The sequence below is a fragment of the Vulcanimicrobium alpinum genome (assembly GCF_027923555.1).
Lineage (GTDB): Bacteria > Vulcanimicrobiota > Vulcanimicrobiia > Vulcanimicrobiales > Vulcanimicrobiaceae > Vulcanimicrobium > Vulcanimicrobium alpinum.
Genome location: NZ_AP025523.1, coordinates 127,394 through 148,428, shown reverse-complemented (window position 1 = coordinate 148,428; position 21,035 = coordinate 127,394). Strand labels below are relative to the sequence as shown.

Annotated in this window: 14 protein-coding genes and 1 pseudogene; 6 read left to right on the top strand and 9 right to left on the bottom strand. The window is 68.9% G+C overall.

Annotated elements, in window-relative coordinates:
• The first annotated feature begins 32 nt into the window (after positions 1-32).
• Entirely contained in the window at positions 33-1,925 is a 1,893-nt protein-coding gene (locus WPS_RS00695) for an alkaline phosphatase family protein (protein ID WP_317995951.1), read from the top strand.
• 67 nt (positions 1,926-1,992) lie between these two features.
• Here the strand turns inward: WPS_RS00695 and WPS_RS00690 are convergent, their stop codons facing one another.
• Positions 1,993-2,907: an IS481 family transposase gene (locus WPS_RS00690; RefSeq protein ID WP_317997581.1), complete on the bottom strand. Its 915-nt coding sequence runs from the start codon at positions 2,905-2,907 to the stop codon at positions 1,993-1,995.
• An 89-nt stretch (positions 2,908-2,996) separates the two neighbouring features.
• On the bottom strand, positions 2,997-3,602 hold the full coding sequence (locus WPS_RS00685; protein WP_317995950.1) for a hypothetical protein: 606 nt from the start codon (positions 3,600-3,602) through the stop codon (positions 2,997-2,999).
• Between the two features lie 213 nt (positions 3,603-3,815).
• On the opposite strand from WPS_RS00685, the gene WPS_RS00680 reads away from it, so the two are divergent.
• Complete coding sequence (locus WPS_RS00680; protein WP_317995949.1) at positions 3,816-5,228, top strand: OFA family MFS transporter; 1,413 nt, start codon at positions 3,816-3,818, stop codon at positions 5,226-5,228.
• A gap of 117 nt (positions 5,229-5,345) precedes the next feature.
• On the opposite strand, the gene nrfD is transcribed toward WPS_RS00680, so the two are convergent.
• The 5 genes and pseudogenes from nrfD to polX form a co-directional block, all read right to left on the bottom strand.
• A complete protein-coding gene (nrfD, locus tag WPS_RS00675; RefSeq protein ID WP_317995948.1) occupies positions 5,346-6,395 on the bottom strand; it encodes an NrfD/PsrC family molybdoenzyme membrane anchor subunit in 1,050 nt (349 codons plus the stop codon).
• A gap of 1 nt (position 6,396) precedes the next feature.
• Entirely contained in the window at positions 6,397-7,191 is a 795-nt protein-coding gene (locus WPS_RS00670) for a 4Fe-4S dicluster domain-containing protein (protein WP_317995947.1), read from the bottom strand.
• A gap of 194 nt (positions 7,192-7,385) precedes the next feature.
• Positions 7,386-10,448: pseudogene (fdh, locus tag WPS_RS00665) on the bottom strand (formate dehydrogenase); the annotation flags it as partial.
• Between the two features lie 173 nt (positions 10,449-10,621).
• Positions 10,622-13,369 (bottom strand): ATP-binding protein, encoded by a 2,748-nt coding sequence (locus WPS_RS00655; RefSeq protein ID WP_317995944.1) that lies wholly within the window; start codon positions 13,367-13,369, stop codon positions 10,622-10,624.
• Positions 13,341-15,101, bottom strand: a complete 1,761-nt coding sequence (gene polX, locus WPS_RS00650; RefSeq protein WP_317995943.1) for a DNA polymerase/3'-5' exonuclease PolX — start codon at positions 15,099-15,101, stop codon at positions 13,341-13,343. Before polX ends, WPS_RS00655 begins: the two co-directional genes overlap by 29 nt.
• 104 nt (positions 15,102-15,205) lie before the next feature.
• On the opposite strand from polX, the gene WPS_RS00645 reads away from it, so the two are divergent.
• Positions 15,206-16,318, top strand: coding sequence for a nicotinate phosphoribosyltransferase (locus tag WPS_RS00645; RefSeq protein WP_317995942.1), 1,113 nt, complete (start codon positions 15,206-15,208; stop codon positions 16,316-16,318).
• 56 nt (positions 16,319-16,374) lie between these two features.
• A complete protein-coding gene (locus tag WPS_RS00640; RefSeq protein WP_317995941.1) occupies positions 16,375-16,869 on the top strand; it encodes a DUF4760 domain-containing protein in 495 nt (164 codons plus the stop codon).
• Between the two features lie 24 nt (positions 16,870-16,893).
• Here WPS_RS00640 and WPS_RS00635 read toward each other — a convergent pair whose 3' ends face one another.
• Positions 16,894-17,448, bottom strand: coding sequence for a type 1 glutamine amidotransferase domain-containing protein (locus WPS_RS00635; RefSeq protein WP_317995940.1), 555 nt, complete (start codon positions 17,446-17,448; stop codon positions 16,894-16,896).
• A gap of 54 nt (positions 17,449-17,502) precedes the next feature.
• Entirely contained in the window at positions 17,503-18,021 is a 519-nt protein-coding gene (locus tag WPS_RS00630; RefSeq protein WP_317995939.1) for a hypothetical protein, read from the bottom strand.
• Between the two features lie 41 nt (positions 18,022-18,062).
• On the opposite strand from WPS_RS00630, the gene fni reads away from it, so the two are divergent.
• Positions 18,063-19,076 carry a type 2 isopentenyl-diphosphate Delta-isomerase gene (gene fni, locus WPS_RS00625; RefSeq protein WP_317995938.1) on the top strand — a complete coding sequence of 338 codons (1,014 nt, stop codon included), beginning with the start codon at positions 18,063-18,065 and terminating at the stop codon, positions 19,074-19,076.
• 7 nt (positions 19,077-19,083) lie between these two features.
• A complete protein-coding gene (locus WPS_RS00620; protein WP_317995937.1) occupies positions 19,084-21,030 on the top strand; it encodes a TonB-dependent receptor in 1,947 nt (648 codons plus the stop codon).
• Positions 21,031-21,035: the final 5 nt, after the last annotated feature.

Here is a 21,035-nt window from a genome sequence, read left to right as displayed (position 1 = left end):
ATCTTAAGGTTGCGCGGCTATCGTCGGGCGGTATGCCGAATGTCCTCCGTCTGGTCTCCTTTGTCGCGTTCGCGGCGCTGATCGCGAGTTCGTCGCTCGCCGCTCCGCAGGCGCCCGCCGCCGCACAAAGCGCGCCGAAGCCGGCGCCCCCGGCGCACGCCGCGCCGCACAACGTAATCCTGTTCGTCCCCGACGGTCTGCGCGACGCGATCGTCGACCCGACGACCGCGCCCGCGATGGACGCACTGCGCAAGGCCGGCGTGACGTTCGCGAACCCGCACTCGATCTTCCCGACCTTCACCACCGCGAACGCCTCGTCGATGGCGACGGGGCATCTGCTCGGCGACACCGGTGATTTCTCGAACACGATCTTCACCGGCTACAAGGTGACCGTTGCGGGCTATTCGTTCACGCCGTTCCTCGAGAACGATCCGGTGATCGCAGACGTCGACGAGCACTTCGGCGGCAACTATCTCGACGAGATGACGATTCTGCAAGCCGCGCACGATCGCGGGATCCAGACCGCCGCGATCGGCAAGCTCGGGCCGGTCGCGATCTTCGACGCGGCGGACACCAAGGGCGAGCGGACGATCGTCGTCGACGATTCGACGAATCGCGTCGACGCCGGCGGCAAGCCCGTGGGACGTCCGCTCCCCGCCGACATCGCGCAGGCGCTGCAAGCCGCGAGCGGCGCGGCGCAAGCGCCGACCCGCGGAGCGAACGGGAGCTCGGGCGACGCGATGACGCCCGGAACGACCGTCGCGAACGTGGAGCAGCAGAACTATTTCGTGACCGCCGCGACGAAGGTCGTGCTCCCGCGCTTCAAGGCCGCCGGCAAACCGTTCGTGATGGTCTTCTGGTCGCGCGATCCCGACGGCACCCAGCACAATCAAGGCGATTCGCTCGGCACGTTCACGCCGGGGATCAACGGACCGACGTCGCTCGCCGCGATCAAGAACGCCGACGACGACCTGCGCGCGCTGCGCACCGCGGTACACGACCTCGGCCTCGACGCAACGACCGACATCATCGTCTCGTCGGACCACGGCTTCTCGACGATCTCGAAGGAGAGCAGCACCTCGCCGTCCGCGAAGTTCGCGCTGACCGGCGTCCCCGCAGGGTCGCTGGCACCCGGCTTCCTCGCGCTCGACCTCGCCGCGACGCTCGGCATGCCGGTCAGCGATCCCGACAACGGCGACGCCGTCGTCCATCCCGATCTCGAGAAGAAATATCCGAGCCGCGGCAACGGCCTGATCGGCTTCGATTCGACGAAGCCCGACGTCGTCGTCGCCGCGAACGGCGGCAGCGATCTCATCTACCTGCCGAACGACAAAGCGCGCGAGCTCGCGGCGAAGATCGTCCCGTTTCTGCTGGCGCAGGACTACGTGAGCGGGCTCTTCGCCGACGGCCGGCTCGGCACGCTCCCCGGCACGCTGCCGCTCGCGTCGATCGCGCTCAGCGGCACGGCGATCACGCCGCATCCCGCAATTGCCGTCAGCTTCCGTTCGTTCGCGAGCGGCTGCGCCGTCCCGGTGCGCTGCACCGTCGAAGTCGCCGACACCAACCTGCAGCAGGGGCAGGGGATGCACGGCTCGTTCAGCCGCGCCGACACGGCGAACTTCACCGCCGCGGTCGGCCCGGATTTCAAACGCGGCTTCGTCGATCCGGCGCCCGTGTCGAATGCCGACGTCGGGATCACGATCGCGAAGATCCTCGGGCTGACGCTCGCTGCCAAAGGGACGTTGATCGGGCGCGCGTTCACCGAAGCGATGCCGGGCGGCACGGTGCCGGCGTTTACGCGCGGAACGGAACGTTCGCAGACGCCGGGAGCCGGCGGTGTGATAACCGTCCTTCGCTATCAGCGCGTCGGGACGGAGCGCTACTTCGACGCGGCCGGCATCCCCGGCCGCACGGTCGGACTCTGAAACCCGGGGCGTTCCCGCGCGCGGACCCGAAAAAGCCGCCGCTAGATGTCGAGACTACGCGCCTCGTTTACGGGCCGCGGCCCAACGTGAGGCGGGGGTAGTTGATGGCCGTGTGCCGGCGGTCCTCGTTGTAGTACCGGAGCCACGCCGGGAGGGCGTCTCGGCGCTCGTCGCTGGTGCGATAAGCGACCGCGTACGCCCACTCGCGCAGCATGGTCTGGATGAAGCGCTCCGCTTTGCCGTTCCAACGCGGCGTGTAGGGCGGCGTGAAAATGTGTCGCGCACCGATCGACCTCATCATTGACTCGAACGCGTTCGAGCTGAACACTTTGCCGTTGTCAGTCATGACTCGTTCGATTCGCACGCCGCGACGAGCGTAAAGAATCGCGAGCCGCCGCAAGAAGTCTGCGGCCGAGGTCGCGTCTTCCCGCGTGTATACGCGTGTTTCAGTCCGGCGGCTGGCATCGTCGACCGCGACAAAGATGACGTCGTAGCCGACGCGCCTGGAGCACTTCGTGCGATCGCCGTGGATGCGGTGCCCCACGCGCTCAAATCGTGCGATCTTCTTGATGTCAATGTGAACGAGCTCGCCGGGTCGGCGATACTCATAACGCTGCGTAAAGCGGGCCGGCTCGAGGTCGCGCAGACGCGCGATGTTGAGCCGCTTGAGTACCTTGATGACCGTCGAGCGCGCCATCGACAGTGCTTCGGCGATTTGCCAACCGAGTAGCCGGCGAGTGCGGCGAAGCCGGTCGATCTGCCGTTCAACCGCCTTTCGGACGCGCGTCGGAAAGCGAATTGCAACGGGTCGCCGATCACGCAGACCAGACTCTCCGGCCTGCGCAAAGCGGGCAAGCCACTTGTACACCGTCGGCCGGCTGATCTTGAAGCGCCGAGCCACCGCGGCAACGGCCTCACCGGCCTGAACCAAAGCGACAATTTCCCGCCGGATAAGGGGCGTCGTGCGGGCCTGAGGGTGCATAATCACAGGGCTGACCTCCGGAGAAGTAGGCGTCGAACACCCACCTCTTCGGGGTCAGTCCCTGTCAACGATGCGCGTGGTCTCTACAGCTAGAGCTTGTACGCCGCCTTCAGGTCGGTCATCGCCTGGGTGAGGACGACGTGATAGTTGGCGTCGGCCTTGCGGCTGTACTTCGCATCGATATCGTCCATGATCTGGGCGTGGATCGGGTGCGAGACTAGCTTGTCGAGCATGAACTCGACGTCGAACTTGCCGTCGGCGCCGACGCCCGCGGTATAGAGCGCGGCGGAGAGGGCCTTGCCGTCGGTCGGCGACGGATCGGGCGTCGACGGGAGCGCGACCTTCTTCTCGGTCACGATCTTGAGCGCGTCGTTGACGACGAACGTGAACACGTCGAGAAACGACTTGACGTTGTCGGCGCCGTACTTCGCGGTGAGGCTCTTGACCTCGGCGTCGGTGAGCGAGCCGGCGAGCGTGCCGACCAGTTTGGTGGAATCGAAGCTCGACGGGCCGCCGCCGGCGACGACCATCGAGAGCGTCAGCGGAAGCTGGGGGGCGCCGGCGTAGACGTGCGCGTCGCTGAAGCGGGCTTTCATCGTCATGCCGCCCATCGAGTCGGCGGCCAGTGCGGGGGCCGAACCCAGGGTGACGGCAGCGGCCAGCGCAACGAGCGCGGCAGAACGGAACGAACGCATCGGGACTCCTTGTTCGAAAAGGGGACGAACCGGCGCGGTGCAGCCGCGCCGGCTAATCAGACGACGCCGGCGCCGTTCTGGATTGCCGGGCGTCCAATCCGCACGAGTCCCGGCGGGGCCCCGGAAACGGGGAAAAGGAGCCGAGCGATGCGACCGTAATGACGGCGAAACCGGCGTTCTTGTGATGGACGCATCCCAGAAAGGAACTTCCGCATGACGAGCAGTGCAGCGGCGCCGACGGGAAATCGCTGGGCGATCGCTTTCGCAGGGGTGATCGTGATGATCATGCTCGGCACCACCTATGCCTGGAGCAACTTCACGACGCCGCTTCGCGCGGCATTCGGGTGGGACGCAAAATCGACCAGCCTGATCTTCGGCATCGCGATCTTCTCGCTGGGCATCGGCGCGCTCGTCGGCGGACGATGGCAGGACCGGTCCGGGCCGCGCAACGTCACGATCGCCGGGGCCGTCCTGTGGGGCGTCGGCAACATTCTCGCCGCCATCGGCCCGCACCAAATCTGGTGGTGGGACTTGACCTACGGCGTGATCGGCGGATTCGGCCTGGGGATGGGCTACATCACCCCGGTGGCGACCGTCACCAAGTGGTTTCCCGACAAGCGCGGGCTCGCCAGCGGCATGGTCGTGATGGGCTTCGGTCTGGGCGCGCTCTTCTACGGGTTCATTTTGAAGGCGATCGGGAGCTTCGCCGACGCGTCCAAGGCGGCGGCGACGTACATGGACGCCAAGACCGCTGCCGCGGCGGCCGCCGCGGGGACCGCCGCAGCAACCGCCGCGCCGGCTGTGCCGCCGGTCCCGCTCACCCCCGACCAAGTCGGCGCGATCACCACCGTGTTCCTCGTCAGCGGGATCGTGTACGCGGTCGTCGGCGGACTCTGCGCGACCCTGCTCCGCAATCCGCCCGCGGGTTACACCGTGGCAAGCGCCACCGCGGCGGCGACGTCGTCCGACGCGCACTCCTTCACGCCCGCGCAGGCGATTCGCACGCCGGCGATGTGGCTTCTGTGGCTGATGCTCTTCCTGAACGTCACGGCCGGCATTCTCGTCGTCTCGAACGCCGTCCCGATCATCCGCGAACTGATCTCGAAGGGCGTCACCGATCCGGCACAGATCAAAGCGCTCGCCGGTGCCGCGATTTCGGCATATGCGTTCGTCGCGATCTTCAACGCACTCGGTCGCTTTTTCTGGGGCGCCGTCTCAGACCGGCTCGGCCGCAACATGGCCTACGCGCTGATCTACGCCTGCCAGGTCGTCGTGTTCTTCCTCTTGCCGAACTTTCACACGATCCCACTCGTGCTGATCTCGTTCGCGATCATCCTGGCTTGCTACGGCGGCGGGTTCGGAACGATGCCGTCGTTCAACGCGGACTTCTTCGGAACGAAGTACCTCGGTCAGAACTACGGCGTGATCCTCACCGCATGGGGCGTCGGCGGGCTCGTCGGCCCGTTCATCGCCGGGAGCGTGAAAGACGCCACCGGGTCGTACTCCGGTTCGCTGATCCCGATGGCCGTCATGCTGCTCTTCGCGATCGTGCTGCCGTTCATCACGAAGAAACCGGTCGCGCCGGTCAAGACGACGTCGACCGCCCGCGTCGGCGCGACGGTCTGACCGTCGTCACGCTGAGCCAGTCGAAGCGTCGCCGCGAGCGTGCACCAGGGTATCGCATTCGTGCACGAGGACCGGCTGCGCTTCGACAGGCTCAGCGGGACTAGGGCTCTCCGTGACTTATTCCGGGTGGCGCAGGTACGCGCGGGGATCGTCGGCGGAATCGCGGCCGGCGTAGACCATTGCTTCGCGCAGGACGTAGCCGCCGGCGAGCGCGCAGGCGGCAGTGAGCAGGGTGCGCACGCGGTGCGGTTTGTTGTGCGCACCGGGCCGCACCAGGCTCGGCAGCGACAGCAGCAGCGGGAGCGCGGTGCCGACGCCGAGCGTCCACGTCTTGAGTTTGCTGCCGCGCGGACCGGCGAAGAGCGCGTTGCCGGCTTCGCCGGCGGCGCGTTCGTAGTGCAGCAGCAGCGCGGCTTCGGCGAGCGCGGCGACGGTCTCGACGATCTCCAGTTTACGTGACGTCGCCGTCGGCGGCCCGGTGAGCGCGAGCAGCACGTTCTGCAGCGCAGCGCCGGCCGCGACGCCGGAGAGCACGAAGATCGCCGGGATGTGGCGCCGGCCGCGATACCACACCGGAATCGCCGTCGCCGAGATCAGCACGCCGGTGTAACTCGCCATCAGCGCAGTCGAGATTGCCTTCACCGGCGCGATCAGCGCCGGCGGAATCCAACCGAACGGGTCGACCGGGACGACGCCGTCGGCGCGCGCCTGACGCACCGCTTCGATCCCCGCCACCGTCGAGAACGACGAGAGCGCGTAGACGCCGACCGACATCGGCGACTTCAGCTTGACGATGCGCAGCATGTTCAGAAAGCGCTCGGGCCGGCCGAGATCTTTCACCAGCAGCGCGCCGCTGAGCGCGGAGCCGATCAGCGCGGTGTAGCGCGCGTTGCGCACCAGCCGACGGTCGCCCGGGTCGTCGCTCTGCGATGCGAACGACGCGAGCGCGGCGCTTCCGGCCGACGCGCCGCCGACGAAGAAGTACCCCACGATCTCCCAGCGCCAGTGCGCCTTGCGCAGGATCGGGTGATCGTAGTACGTCTCTTGCGCGCGGCCGAAGCCGCCGTCGCCGCGCGCGAGCGATGCCGCCACCGCATCGGGCGAGAAGTTACCGCTCGCGCCGAACGCGACGCCGTGCGGCTGTCCCGAGCCGGCCGTCGTCTCCACCCTACGCCCGCTCGCGCGACGGGCGGAACACCGCCGCGCCGACGAGCGCCATCGCGAGCGCCGCCGCGAGCCCCGCCGTATACGCCGCCGGCTGGAACCTTGACGGCAGCACCGGCTTCGGCGGCAGGTTGAAGACCTCGGGGCGATCGGGGATCAGGAAAAACGCGTTGAGCGGGCCGACGTCCTTCGTCTCCTCGCCGTCGACGCCGTACAAGCGCACCTCGGTCCCACGTTCGCGCAGGGCTTCGACGCGCGCTTGCGCCTTCGCACGCAGTTCGTCGACGGGGCCGAACGTGATCGAGTCGGTCGGGCACGACTTCGCGCATGCGGGCTCGAGCCCGTCTTTCTGGCGGTCGTAGCAGAGCGTGCATTTCTGCGCGACGCCCGCCTTCGGCTGCACGGCGACGACGCCGAACGGACACGACGGAACGCAGTAGCCGCAGCCGTTGCAGATGTCGGGCTGCACGTAGACGTCGTCGAACTCGTTGCGCACGATCGCGCCGGTCGGACACGCCTCGAAACAGCCGGCGTTGGTGCAGTGCTTGCAGACGTCCGACATCATCATCCAGCGCGACGCCGCGGGCGTCTCGCGATCCATCTGCTCGACGAACGCGACGTGCCGCCACGTCGTCGACGAGAGCCGGTTGGTGTTGTCGTACGAGTTGCCGGAGAGCGCGTAGCCGTCGGACGGCAGTTGATTCCACTGCTTGCACGCGACCTCGCACGCCTTGCATCCGATGCACAGCGTCACATCGGTGAAGAATCCCATCTTGGGCTGGGTGAGGTCGATGTCCATCGCTACCGTTCGTTCTCCGTGAAGCCGTGGACGCGCTGCGACGCTTCCATGATCGTTTGCGGCGAGGTGATCGCGGTGTCGATCGTCTCGGCCGTCCCGGCTTCGACGCGGCCGCCGCGCTGCGGGGTGCCGAGCGGCGTACGTTCGTCCTCGGGGACGGGGAGCCACGTCGGTCCCTCGTGCGCCGCGCCGCGGCGCCCCAGGCGCAGGTTGCACGTGAACGCCTTGGCTTCGTGGATCGAGACGTTGGGATCGGCGACGAGTGGCGGCAGCACGTTCGCCGCGTCGCCCGTCACCACGCCCTGATAGCCGTAGTGGATCGGCATCCCGATCTGATGGACCCATTGTTTGGGGCCGATCTTGAACGGCGCGACGCGGCCGGTGACGAGCGCCTTGGCCTCCACCTCGCCGCGCGCCGTCTCGATCGTCACCCAGTCGCCGTTGCGGATGCCCAGTTCGACCGCGAGTTCGGGTGAGATCTCGCAGAACGCCTCGGGCTGCAGTTCCGCCAGCCACGGCAGCCAGCGCGTCATCGCGCCGGTGAGATGATGCTCGGTGAGCCGGTACGTCGAGAGCACGTATGGATACTTCGGATCGCCGATCGCGTGATAGGGGTTGTCGCGGCGGCGCCATTCCTTGAGCACGGGATTGTATTGCTGGTGCGGATAGAGGGCGTTGGGCACCGGGGACTCACGCGGTTCGTAATGCGTCGGGAACGGACCGTCGACCGTCCCCTGCACGCCGAAGATCTCGGCGACGCCGTACTCCTGCATGATGAACGGCGCGCTGCCGTCGTGCGCGTCGACGCCGCCCGCGCCTGGCTGCGCGCGGAACGACGGCGGCTTCGCGACCGGGAAGTCGGGGACGTCGTAGCCGGTCCATTTCTTCTGCTCCTCGTCCCACCACACGTACTTCTTGCGCTCGCTCCACGGCTTGCCGTCGGGATCGGCCGACGCGCGGTTGTAGAGGTTGCGCCGGTTCGCGGGCCACGCCCACGCCCACTCCGGGCTCACCCACGCATCGCCCTTGCGCCGGCGGGTGAGATTCTGCTCCTTCGACGGGAAATAGCCGGTGTAGATCCACGCGCCTGCCGCCGTCGAACCGTCGTCCTTGAGATCGGCGAACGTTTTCATCTGCTCGCCGCTCGCAACGTCGAAGCCGTTGATCTCGCGCATGATCTTCTCGACGTCGGGTTCGCCCTGCCGCCGTTCGTGCGGGTCGTCGGACTCGTAGTTCCACGTCACGTCGAGGATCGGGCGGTCGATCGCGCGCGTCGACTCGCGATAGAGCTCTTTGAGCCGGCGGCCGAGGTTCCACACGAACGCGAGATCGCTGCGCGCGTCGCCCGGCGGATCGACCGCCTTCTCGTGGAACTGCACCAGGCGCATCGTGTTGGTGAAGGTCCCGGCCTTCTCGGCGACGCCCGCGGCCGGCATGAAGAAGACCTCCGTCCCGATCGTCGCGGGATCGACGCCTTCGCGTTTCCAGAACGCCGCGCTCTCGGTCTCGAAAAGGTCCTGACACACGAGCCACTTCAACTGCCCGAGGCCCGCGCGCTGCAGCGCGGCGTTCTGACCGCCGACCGCCGGATTCTGTCCGAACAGGAGCAGGCCGTCGATCCCGCCGTCCTTCATGGTGAAGAACATCGGCTGGTGCGAATGGTCGCCCGTGTTCTTCGGAAGGTAGTCGAACGCCCAGTCGTTGTCGGCGCGCGCCGCGTCGCCGTACCACGCTTTGAGCTGGGAAACCGCGTACTTCGGCCAGTTCGCCCACCAGCCGGTGCGCGGCGTCTGATTCGCTTTCCACTGCGCGAACGTCGCCTCGTTGCGTTCGAGCGACGGCGCCTTGATGTAGCCGGGGAGCGCATCGTAGAGCGTCGCGATATCGGTCGAGCCCTGGATCGACGCGTGCCCGCGCAGCGCCATGATCCCGCCGCCCGGACGTCCCGTGTTGCCGAGCAGCGCCTGCAGCGTCGCCGCGGCGCGGATGTTCTGCACGCCGATCGTGTGCTGCGCCCAGCCCATCGCATAGCAGTACATCATCGTGCGTTCGCGGCCGCTGTTCTTCACCACCAGCTCGCAGAGTTTGACGAACGCGTCCTGCGGCGTTCCGCAGATGCGCTCGATGGTTTCGGGCGTATAGCGCAAGAAGTGCTTCTTGAGCAGCTGCAGCACGCACCGCGGATGCGCGAACGTCGGGTCTTTCTTGGGACGTCGCCCTTTGTGCTCGACGTGCCCGCCCGCCAGGCCGGGGTCGTCGTCGCCGGTGTTCGATGCTTTCCCGCCGTTGGTCGGCGGCGCTTCGGACAAATCGTCTTCGAGCTCGTACTTCCACGTCGCGGTGTCGTACTTGCCCGTCTGCGGATCGAAGCCGGAGAAGATCCCGTCGAGGTCCTCGGTGTCGGCGAACCGCTCGTCGATGAGGTACGACGCGTTGGTGTAGGCGAGGACGTACTCTTTGAAATACGCTTCGTGCTGGAGGACGTAGTTGATTATCCCGCCGGTGAACGCGATGTCGGTCCCGCTGCGGATCGGCAGGTACGTGTCGGCGAGCGCGCTCGTGCGCGTGAACCGCGGATCGACGTGCACCACCGTCGCGCCGCGCTCCTTCGCTTTGGTGACGAAACGGAAACCGACGGGGTGGTTCTCGGCGAAGTTCGACCCCTGGATCAGGATGAGGTCGGCGTGCTCGAGATCCATCAGGAACGTCGTCGCGCCGCCGCGGCCGTAGAGGGTGCCTAGACCAGGCACCGTCGAGCTATGTCAAATCCGCGCTTGGTTCTCGACGAAGACGGTCCCCATCGAGCGGAACAGTTTCGCGATGAGGTAGTTCTCTTCGTTGTCGAGCGTCGCGCCGCCGAGCGACGCGATCGCGGTGGTGCGCGCGACGCGCCGCCCCTGCTCGTCGAACTCGGTGAAGGTGCGGTCGCGCGTCTCTTTCATGCGCTGCGCGATCCGCTCCATCGCCCACGCGTAGGGGACGTCGGTCCACTCGCTCGCGTACGGCGCGCGATATTTCGCGGTCGTCCAGCGGTTGGGGTTGACGTGCAGCTGGAACGTCGCGGCGCCCTTGGGGCACAGCGTCCCGCCGTTGATCGGCGAGTCCGGGTTCCCTTCGATGTCGAGGATCGCGCCGTCGCGCGAGTACACCATCGTGCCGCAGCCGACCGCGCAGTACGGACAAACGCTCGGGCTCTTCTTCGCGTCGGCGATGCGCGGCCGCAGCGTCTTCGAACGCGGCGAGAGGACGTTGGGCAGCGGTGCGACGCGCTCGCCGATTTTCTCGGCCGCCTTCGCAAAGAGCGCGGTGAGATCGATGCTGGGACGTTTCGTGCTGGCCACGGTGCCTCCGGAAATCGTGTCGCCGACGGGTAACGTTGGCTTCGCGACGGGAGCGTTCTTCCCCGTGACGCGCCCTCTCTTGGACGCCGTTAACGGCCGGCGGTAACGGCTTTCTTCGGCGACGCGCCGTTCGCGCGGCCGAGAGCCTCGCCGATCGCGGTGTGGAGGTCCTTCATCAAGAACGGTTTGGCGACGAACGCGTCCCAGCCGTCGTGATCGGCCGACATCCGCAATCCCATGCGCACGAGCCCGGTCCGGTGCGCCGCTTCGGCGACGAACCGCTCGGGCGGCATTCCCAGCCGCTCGGCGTCGACCAGGGCGACGTCGAATTGGGCCTCGTCGAGAAAACGCAGCATCTCTTCGCCGCTGGTCGCGACCGCGACGGCGTAGCCGTCGTCCCGCAGCGCGTGCGCGACGTACGAACGTGCGTCGCCGTCGGCGTCGAGCAGCACCACGCGGCGCAGCCCGGGCGCGCGCTTCGCGGCGCTGACCGGGACGAACACCCGGAACGTCGAGCCTTGCCCCTCGCCCGATTCGACCGTGATCGTGCCGCCGTGCAGTTCGACGATCGTCTTGCTCAGGTAGAGACCGAAGCCGGTCCCGCCGATGCCCAGCGCGCGCGCGTTGCTGGCCCGCGCAAAGCGCCCGAACAGTTTTCCGCGTTCCGCTTCGGGGATCCCGATGCCGCGATCGCGCACGGCGATCTCGGCCCCGCCGCTGCGCGCGCGAACGACGACTTCGACGGCCTCGCCTCCGGGGGAGTACTTGATCGCGTTGCCGATCAGGTTCTCGACCACTTGCCGCAGGCGCGCTTCGTCGGCGATCAGGGGCATGGCGATCGCGGTGGCGCGCAGATCGATCGGACGCGTCACGCTGAACACGCGCACGACGTCGCGCACCATGGCGATCACGTCGACTTCGCCGAGCTGCAGCGCCAGTTCGTTGTGCTCGAGCCGCGAGAGCGCGAGCGTATCGGTCGCCAGCGACGCCAGGCGCATCGCGCTCGATGAGATCAGTCCGAGATACTGGCGCGACTCGGCATCGAATCGCTCGTCGTCGGCGAGCACGTCGGCGAAGCCGACGATCGTCGTCAGCGGACCTTTGAAATCGTGGGCCAGCATCGCGATGAGGTCGTTCTTGACCTGGTTGAGTTCGACGACGGCGTCGCGGCGCGATGCGAGCTCCTGATAGAGTTCGACGTTGCGCGCCGCGACCGCGAAATACTGGCCGAGCAATCCCAGCGCGAAGAGATCGGGCGTGCTGAATGCGTCGTCGCGCACGGACTCGAGCACGTACGCCGTCCCGGTTCCGGAACCCGGAATGCGCACTGCCGCCCGCCGCCCCGAGTCGTCGAGCACCGACACCTCGCTGTGCGCCGCGAGGCTGATGAGCGGATCGTCGACCGTGACGCCGCCGGTCGCCGTCAGATCGGTCGTCGCGACGAAGCCTCCGCGCTCGTGCGGCGCGTAGAGCGCCGCGGTCCCGCCGACGAGTTCTCGCGTTCCGGTGACGAGGGCCTCGACGAGCAGGGTCGGGTCGAGCGATGCGAACAGCGTGCGGGCGATCGACGTGATCGCGGTGAGCCGTTCGTTCTGCAGCGCGAGCTGCGCGCCGCGCATCACCTGTTCGGTGATGTCGCGCTGCACGACGACGAAATACGACGTGCGTCCCGACTCGTCGACAAGCGGCTTCGCCGTCGACTCGGTGTGGTACAGCGTGCCGTCCGCGCGATACGACACGTATTCGACGCGCGCGGAGCGGCCCGCCATCACCTCGTTGCGCATCGCGACCAGTTTGCTGCGATCGGTCTGCGGCCCGAAGAAGTCGCTGGTGGGCCGGCCGATCACGCCTTCGGCGCTCAGCCCCTTCTGACGCATGAACGCGTCGTTCGCGTAGACGATGATCGACGCGTCCTGGGGCGTCGCACCGAGCTTCGCGATGAGGATCGGATCCTGCGCGGCCTCGATCGCCGCCGAGAGCAGGTTGATCCGCTGCTGGGCCTGCTCGCTCTCGGTGAGATCGGTCGCGACGACCAGCGCGATGCGCCGCCTGCGGCCCGGGAGCAGCTCGATGCGCAGTTCGATTGGGTAGGCCGTTCCGTCTTTGCGGCGCGCGATCGAGCGCAGGTTCAGCCGCCGGCCGGGGTTCGCGTCGAGCTCGGCCAGCCGCTCCGCCAGCCGCCCTTCGCGTTCGAGCCCCGGGAGGAGCTCGGGCAGCGCCACGCGGCGCAATTCCTCGAGCGTGTAGCCGAGATTCCGGCGCGCCGCGTCGCTCGCGAACAAGATGCGTTCCGAGACCAAGTCGACGTGATACAGCTCGGTCTGCGAGCTGTCGAAGAGCCGCAGTAGCGAGCGCCGCGCCTCGAACTGCTCGACGATCGCGTCGCCGATCGCGGCGAGGGCGACGCGCTGCCCGGTCGTCAGGCCGCGCGCCCGGCGATCCATGACGCAGAGCGTCCCCACGGCATAGCCGTCCGGCGACCGCAGCGGGACGCCGGCGTAGAAGCGGACGCCGTCGGGTCCGGTGACCAGCGGGTTGCCGGCGAACCGGCGGTCGAGCGTCGCGTCGTCAACTTCGAAAAGTCCGTCGCCGAGGATCGCGTGCGCGCAGAACGCGATGTCGCGCGGCGTCTCCGCCCGGCTCATCCCCAGCGCCGATTTGAGCCACTGGCGATCGCGGTCGACCAAGCTGATCAGGGAAATCGGGGCGTCGCACAGCTGCGCCGCGAGCCGCGTGAACGCGTCGAAGAGCTCCTCGGCGGGCGTGTCGAGGAGCTCGTATTCGTACAAGGCGGCGAGCCGCCGCTCCTCAGACGCCGGGATCGCGGTGGACGTCATCGGGGCGGCGGTCTCGTTTGGCGCGGACGAACTGGAGCACTTCACCAAGTGATCGGGCGTTGAGCACCTCATCAGGAGTGATCCACGCCCTTCGTGCCTGGCCGACCGCGTAGGCGACGTTCTCGAGCTGCGAGGCGGCGTGAGCGTCGGAATCGCAGGTGAAGGTCACCCCAAATTCGCGGGCGCGGCGCGCGAGCGAGCTGGGCAGGTCGAGCCGGGCGGGCTGACCGTCGATCTCGAGCGCCGTCCCGGTGCGGGCCGCGGCCGCGAACACCGCGTCGTGATCGAAGTCGTAGCCGGCGAAGGTCTCGATGTTGCGGCCCGTGGGGTGCCCGATGATCGTCACGTAGGGGTTCTCGCAGGCGCGGATCAGCCGCGCGGTCATCGCCTCGCGCGAGAGCGCGAACGCCGAGTGAACCGAGGCGACGACGATGTCGAGCTCCGCGAGGACCACGTCTTCATAATCGAGCGAGCCGTCGGCGTGGATGTCGACCTCGGCGGAACAGAGGGTCCGCACACCGTACCGCGCGCCGATCGCCGCGACGCGCTCGCGCTGCGCCCTCAGGTCGGCCGGGTCGAGACCCATCCGTCCGCGACCCCACGAGTGATCGCTGATCGAGTGGTAGGCGTATCGGCGCGCCGCCGCCGCCGCGACCATCGCTTCGAGGGTGTCGGCTCCGTCGGACCAGGTGCAGTGGACGTGGAAGTCGCCGCGCAGGTCGGCGAGCGCGATCGGCGTCGGGAGCGTCCCGCTGCGCGCCGCTTCGATCTCGCCGGTCCCCAGCCGCATCTCCGGCGGGATATAGGGCAGCCCCAGCGTCGCGTACACCTCCTCTTCCGTCCGGCACGCGATCGTGCGGCCGTCGCTGAGGTCGACGATCCCGTTCTCGCTCACGCGCAGGTTCTTGCGCACCGCGAGCTCGCGAAATTGGATGTTGTGCTCGCGCGAACCGGTGAAATGCTGCAGCAGATTGCCGTAGAGGTGCGCCGGGAGGACGCGCAGATCGATCTGCAATCCGCCGGCGAGCCAGATGCTCGCCTTGGTCGGGCCTTCGGCGAGAACCGCCTCCGCCCGGTCCCACGCCGTGAACGACGCGATGACGGCTTCGGCGTTTCCCGAGGTGCAGACGATGTCGATGTCGCCGACCGTCGGCTCCTGACGGCGCAGGCTTCCCGCGGGGGTCAGGTCGGCGGCGTCGGTGGTGTCGCGAAGATACGCGATCGCCTTGCGCGCGATCGGCGCCGCGATCCCGAGCGGCGTGCGACGCGTGCGGCCTTTGTACGAGAGCACGCCGCGCCGGATGTTCTGGATCGACTTTGCGCCCAGCCGCGGCATCCCGGCGAGTGCCCCGTTTTCCAGCGCCGCTTCGAGATCGGCGAGCGACGCGATCCCGAGCCGCTCGAAGAGCTGCTGCGCCGTCTTCATCCCGACGCCTTGCACCTGCAGCACTTCGAGCAGCGTCGAAGGATATTTCGCGCGCAGCTCCTCGAGATACGGATCGGTGCCGGTCTGCGCGATCGTCGCGATGCGCGCGGCGATCGTTTTCCCGACGCCGGGAAGTTCGGTCAGGCGCCCGTCGCCGACCAACGCCGCGAGCGGCGGCGCGTTTTCGATCGTCTCGGCGGCTCGTTCGTACGCCATGAATTTGAAGAACGGCTCGCCGGCGAACTCCATGAGAGTGCGGATCTCGCGAAGCCGCTGCGCGATCTCGCTGTTGCTGGGCGTCGGCATGATGCGACGACGTCGGTTCCACGTCACCGTTCGGCCGTCCCATGCGCCGCACGTCCGGACGGCCGCACGGAGGAGGCGGCACGGCGCCCGCGTAGGGCGCGAAGATGCTGCGCACCCGGCGCCGGCGCCTCGATCCGGCGATTCTGAATCTCCCGGTCGAGAAGATGCGCGAGGGATACTACTCCGACACCTACTTCAACCGCGCGCGCGAGATCCTCGAAGCCGACGGGTACCACCCGCGCGTCCGCATGCAGGTCTTCCAGCGCAACAACGCGATCCTGTGCGGGATCGACGAAGCGATCGCGATCCTCAAGTTGTGCAGCGGGCGGCACGACGCCGGCGGCGCGTGGCAGGACGGCTGGAGCGCGCTCGCGGTGCACGCGCTCTACGACGGCGACCCGATCGCGCCGTTCGAGACGGTGCTGACAATCGAAGGCGACTACGCGCTCTTCGCGCACCTCGAGACGGAATATCTCGGCGTCCTCGCGCGGCGCACCCGCATCGCCACCAACGCGCGCGCGATCGTCGACGCCGCCGGCGGGAAAGAGGTGCTGTTCTTCCCGGCGCGCTTCGATCACCATCTGGTGCAGACCGGCGACGGCTACGCGGCGTACATCTCCGGTGCGCTCGGCGTCTCGACCGACGCCAACGCCGAGTGGTGGGGCTCGCGCGGGATGGGGACGGTGCCGCACGCGCTGATCGCCGCCTACGGCGGAGACACCGTGCTCGCAACCCGCAAGTTCGCGCAGTACATCGATCCGAGCGTCAACGTGATCTCGCTGGTCGACTTCGAGAACGACTGCGTCGCGACGGCGCTCGCCGTCGCGCGCGCACTCGGCGCGCGGCTCTGGGGCGTGCGGCTCGACACTTCGGCGACGCTCGTCGACGCGAGCGTGATCCCGCAGATGGGGACGTTCGTGCCGACCGGCGTGAACGCGCAGCTCGTGCAGAACGTGCGTTCCGCGCTCGACGCCGAAGGTTTCGGCCACGTGCGGATCGTGGTGAGCGGCGGCTTCGACGCGGAGCGGATCCGCAATTTCGAGGCGGCGCGCGTCCCCGCCGACGCCTACGCGGTCGGCAGCGCGTTCTTCAAGGGCGCGGGCTCGTTCGATTTCACGGCCGACATCGTCGCGATCGACCGCGGCGAAGGCTGGCGGGAGTGCCATAAGGTCGGGCGCCCCGAGCGGCCCAATCCGCGCCTCGCCGTCGTCGAATGACGTGATGACGTTGGATTCGGGGTGGGTCGGCGCGATCGGATCGCTCGCGAGCGCCGGTGATCGTCGCGATCGCGGCGATCGCGGCGTTCATCCAGATCCGCCACTTCCGCAATGCGAACGACATCGCCGTGTATCTGCGGCTCACCGAGCGGCTCGACTCCGAGGAAGCCCGCGGCGCGATCCGGATCTTCGCCGAGATGCGCGCCCGCTACGACGCCGATCCGGTGTTTCGGGAGAAGCTGACGCAACCGGGCGATGTCGATGCCGACTATCTTCCGATCGGGCTGTTTCTGCGCTTCATCGAGCACATGGCGACGCTGGTGATCACCGGCGGGATCGCGGAACGCATCGTGCTCGCGGAATACGCCGACAACCTCGAGGGCTGGTGGGACGATTTGCGGCCGATCGTCTACGCGCGCCGCCATGCGTTCGGAGAGTACACCGGTGCGGCGTTCGAGCATCTCGCGATGCGTGCGAAGGCGTATCGCGAGAGCGGACGGATGGCCCGGCTCTACACGGCGCTCGAACGCGACCCGCGCGGCGCCGGCTGACGGCGCGCGCGGATCGCGGGGTCGTTAGACCGGCGCGTTCTGCGCGGCGAGCTTCTCGATGATCGCGCGGTTGAAGAGCGGAATGTCGTGCGGGTTGCGCGAGGTGATCCAGTTGCCGTCCTGCACCACCGGCTGATCGCGGTAGAGGCCGCCGGCGTTGCGGATGTCGTCGGCGATCGACGCGTAGCCGGTGAGGGTCCGGCCGCGCACCACTTGCGACGAGATGAGCACCTGCGGGCCGTGGCAGATCACGAACATCGGCTTCTTCGCCTGGTCGAACTCTTTGACGAAGCGCTGGACGTCTTTGCTGGTGCGGATGTGATCGGGCGACTGGCCGCCGGGAATCAGCAGCGCGTCGAAGTCGTCGGCCGTCACGTCGGCGACCAGCTCTTCGGCTTTCACGCTGACGCCCTCGTCGAGACCGCGCTTGCCGCGGATCTTCTGCAGCGCACGATCGTCGACACCAACGATCGTGACCACCGCGCCGGCTTCTTCGAGCGCCCGGCGCGGCTCGATCAGCTCCGACTCTTCGAACCCGTCGCCGACGAGCGCGGCGATGCGCTTCCCTTCGATTTCCATAGGGGAACGGGCGTTCTCACCGCGTCCCCGCGCTCCCCTCTCGGCAGGCGGAGGCTACAGTCCGCCGCCGGTCGCCTGGACGGCAGCGCGCAGGAGGTACGCGAGTTCGACCTCGACTTTCCCGAGCGCGTCGAGAACCGTATCGTCGGCGAGCGCTTTGAGCACCGGATTGCGTTTGGTCATGTCGCCTTCGGGGACGGCGTGACGGGGGTTGATCTCCCGCATGTAGATGCGCGCGTCGTAGCGGATCTGCCCGTCCGGGAGAAAGTAGAGCGGGTCGAGCCCGCCCGCGTACACCTCGAGCCCGAGGAGCCCGGTCTGCTGAAGGAACGCGATCGGACGCAGGCGCAGCGCCCGCGCGAGCCGCGCGAGCGCCGGGACGGCGAGGCGCGCGGTCCCGCCGACGGCGCCTTCGACGAGCGCGAGATCGAGGCTGGCGGCGCCGGCGAGCCCAGCGAGATCGAGGTCCTTCTCCGCCGCGAGCCGCCGGAGCGCGTCGCCGAATGCCGTTCCGCCGGCGGTTCCGTCGCTGCCGTCGTACGAAGGGCGTGATCCGGCCGGGGAGCGTTCCACCGGGAAGGTGATCGGCGATTGCGGCGCGGAGGCCTCCACGAATGGGAGAATCGACCGAGCAGCGCAAGTCGCGCCACCTCGACGTCTGCCTCGACGAGGACGTCGCTTCCCGGCTCGATGCCGGCTGGTCCGCCGTGCGCCTGCGGCACGAAGCGCTCCCCGAGATCGCGCTCGCCGACGTCGACGTCGCCGCCACGTTCCTCGGCCACCCGCTGCGCACGCCGCTGCTGATCTCGTCGATGACGGGCGGGACTCCGCGCGCCGCCTCGATCAACCGCCGTCTGGCGGTCTCGGCCGAAGCCGCCGGCGTCGCGTTCGCGCTGGGGAGCGGCCGCGCGATGCTCGAGGACGCCGCACTGCGCGCCACCTTCGACGTCCGTCCCGTCGCGCCGAAGGTTGTGCTGTTCGCAAACCTCGGCGCGGTCCAGCTCAACTACGGCGTCACCGTCGACGCTGCGCGGCGGCTCGTCGACGACCTCGGCGCCGACGGACTGTACCTGCACCTCAACCCGCTCCAGGAAGCGATCCAGCGCGACGGCGACACGAACTTCCGGCGGCTCGAGCCCAAGATCGCGGCGCTCTGCGCCGCGCTGGAGGTTCCGGTGATCGTGAAGAGCGTCGGTTCGGGAATCGCGCCCTCGACCGCGGCGCGGCTGGTCGGCTGCGGCGCCGCGGCGATCGACGTCGCGGGCGCCGGCGGGACATCGTGGGCGCTTGTCGAGGGGCGCCGGGCCGGTGACGCCCGTCGCGAGCGGATCGCCGAAGCGTTCGGCGACTGGGGCCACCCTACGCCGCGCGCCACCGCGGCGCTGCGCGCCGCGCTGCCGTCGACTCCGCTGGTCGCAAGCGGCGGGATCCGAGACGGCGTCCAGGTCGCCAAGGCCCTCGCCCTCGGCGCCGACCTGGCCGGCCTCGCGCTCCCGTTCCTCCGCGCCGCCGAGACCTCGGAGGCCGCCTGCGCCGAGCTCATCGACGAGCTCGTCACCGGCCTGCGGATCGCGATGTTCGCCACCGGCTCGCGCTCCGTCGCCGACCTCCGCGAAGCGCTCGTCTAACGCAATCGTGATCGCTGTTCTCGCAACGGCCGCGACGCTGATCGCGGCCGCCGTGACGCCCACGCCGTCGCCCTCGCCCTCGCCGAGCCCGTCGCCGCTCACCGCAATCGGCACCGTCACCGTGGTCAGCGGGGCGCCGCAGGTGCTGCACCGCTCGCCGCAAGCCGCATCGGTGCTCGACGGCAGGCAGTTGCGCGCCGCCACGGCGCCGTCGCTCGACGGCGCCCTGCGCGCGCTCCCCGGCGTCGACCGCAACCGGAGCAACGCGCCCTTCACGAACTACGGGCAGCTTCGGCTCTCGTTCGCCGGCGCCGGGAGCGACCGCGGAAGCCTGTTGCTCGACGGGATCCCCGCCCAGGACGGCTTCGGCGGTCAGGTCGATTGGAATGCGATCCCGGCCGCCGGCCTGGCGCGCGGCGAGCTGCTGCGCGGCCCGGGTTCGGCGCTCTACGGCTCGGGCGCGATCGGGGGCGTGCTCGCGCTCTCGAGCCTCGCGCCCGACACGCGCGCGGGCGGATTTCTCGACCTCTCCGCCGGCGGCGTCACGCGCGAAAACGTCACCTTCGCGAGCACCGGCGCGATCGGACCCTTCGCGAGCGCGATCACGCTGGCGACCCGGCGGCTCGGCTACGGCGTGATCCCGCCGGCGCAGGCCTCGCCGGTCGACCACGTCGCGATCAGCAACGCCGATGTCGCGCAGGTCCGCTTGCGGCGCAGCGGTCCCCGCGCGAGCCTCGACCTCGGCGCGCTCGAGAGCGACGACGCGCAGGACGACGGGCGCACCAACGACGGCTTCTCGCGTTCGCTGCGGGAGGCGTACGCGACTTGGAGCGGCGGCGAGGCGGCACTGCTCTCGGTCACCGCGTTCCTGCGCAGCACCGCGGTCGTCAACCTCGCCGACAAACCGGCCGCACCCGGCGCGCTGCTGTACACGCAGCACGTGCCGACGTCGGACGCCGGCGTGCGCCTGCGCTGGAGCCGCGCCGCCGGCGGCGGCGACCTAGCGCTGGTCGCCGAACGGCGCAGCGTCACCGGGCGCAGCGATCAACTCACGGCAGCGAACGCCGTGCAGAGCGACGTCAGCGGGACGCAGCGGCTCGACGGCCTCGCGCTGCAGCGCACGTGGGACGGACGGATCGGTGCGATCGCCGGCGTGCGCTACGACGCGATCGCGACGAACGCGCTGGGCGAACGGCACGCGGCGGCTCTCTCGCCGCGCGTCGCGCTGCGCGTCGACGCGTCGCCGGCGACGTCGCTGCGCGCGGCCTTCGGCACGGGCGTGCGCGCCCCGTACCTGAACGAACTGATCCGCAGTTTCCGAATCGGCCCAGTGCTGCAGCAGAACAATCCGGCGCTCGTGCCGGAACGCAGCCGCTCGGCGCAGATCGGGATCGACGTCGCGAACGCCGCGGGCCGCTTCGCGCTCGACTACACCGCCACGCGCGTGACCGACGCGATCGGCTTCGCGACGATCGCGGCGAACGTGCAGCAGCGGCGCAACTTCGGACGCACCGCGACCGATGCGTACACCGCTGAGTACGCGCGGCGCACGTTGTGCGGCTCGCTGCGGGCGTTCGCGACCTCGCAGCACGATCGCGTGGTCGCGGGCGGCCGCACCCAGATCGGAAAGCGGCTTGCATACGTCCCCGACGCCGCGGCCTCGCTCGACGCCGAACGCACGGTCGGGATAGTGACCGGCGGCCTCGAGGTCGCCTACACCGGCCCGACGTTCGCCGACGACCTCGAACGCCAGCCGCTGGGCGCGACGATGCTGATCGGCGGCCGGCTCTCGATGCGCACGGGCGGCGGGACGACGATGACGCTCGCGCTCGACAACCTCGCCGATGCGCGATATCTCACCAGCCTCGATCGCCTCGGGCCGCCGTCATCGCTGACGCTGCGGCTCTCGATCCCGCTCGGCGCGCGCACTGCGCCCGCGCCCGCGGGCTGCTGAACGGT

Excerpts from the sequence above, each read along its gene's own strand:
- WPS_RS00695 (WP_317995951.1), top strand. The coding sequence starts at position 33 with ATGCCGAATGTCCTCCGTCTGGTCTCCTTTGTCGCGTTCGCGGCGCTG.
- WPS_RS00690 (WP_317997581.1), bottom strand. The coding sequence starts at position 2,907 with ATGCACCCTCAGGCCCGCACGACGCCCCTTATCCGGCGGGAAATTGTC.
- WPS_RS00685 (WP_317995950.1), bottom strand. The coding sequence starts at position 3,602 with ATGCGTTCGTTCCGTTCTGCCGCGCTCGTTGCGCTGGCCGCTGCCGTC.
- WPS_RS00680 (WP_317995949.1), top strand. The coding sequence starts at position 3,816 with ATGACGAGCAGTGCAGCGGCGCCGACGGGAAATCGCTGGGCGATCGCT.
- WPS_RS00670 (WP_317995947.1), bottom strand. The coding sequence starts at position 7,191 with ATGGACATCGACCTCACCCAGCCCAAGATGGGATTCTTCACCGATGTG.
- WPS_RS00655 (WP_317995944.1), bottom strand. The coding sequence starts at position 13,369 with ATGACGTCCACCGCGATCCCGGCGTCTGAGGAGCGGCGGCTCGCCGCC.
- polX (WP_317995943.1), bottom strand. The coding sequence starts at position 15,101 with ATGCCGACGCCCAGCAACAGCGAGATCGCGCAGCGGCTTCGCGAGATC.
- WPS_RS00645 (WP_317995942.1), top strand. The coding sequence starts at position 15,206 with ATGCTGCGCACCCGGCGCCGGCGCCTCGATCCGGCGATTCTGAATCTC.
- WPS_RS00635 (WP_317995940.1), bottom strand. The coding sequence starts at position 17,448 with ATGGAAATCGAAGGGAAGCGCATCGCCGCGCTCGTCGGCGACGGGTTC.
- fni (WP_317995938.1), top strand. The coding sequence starts at position 18,063 with ATGGGAGAATCGACCGAGCAGCGCAAGTCGCGCCACCTCGACGTCTGC.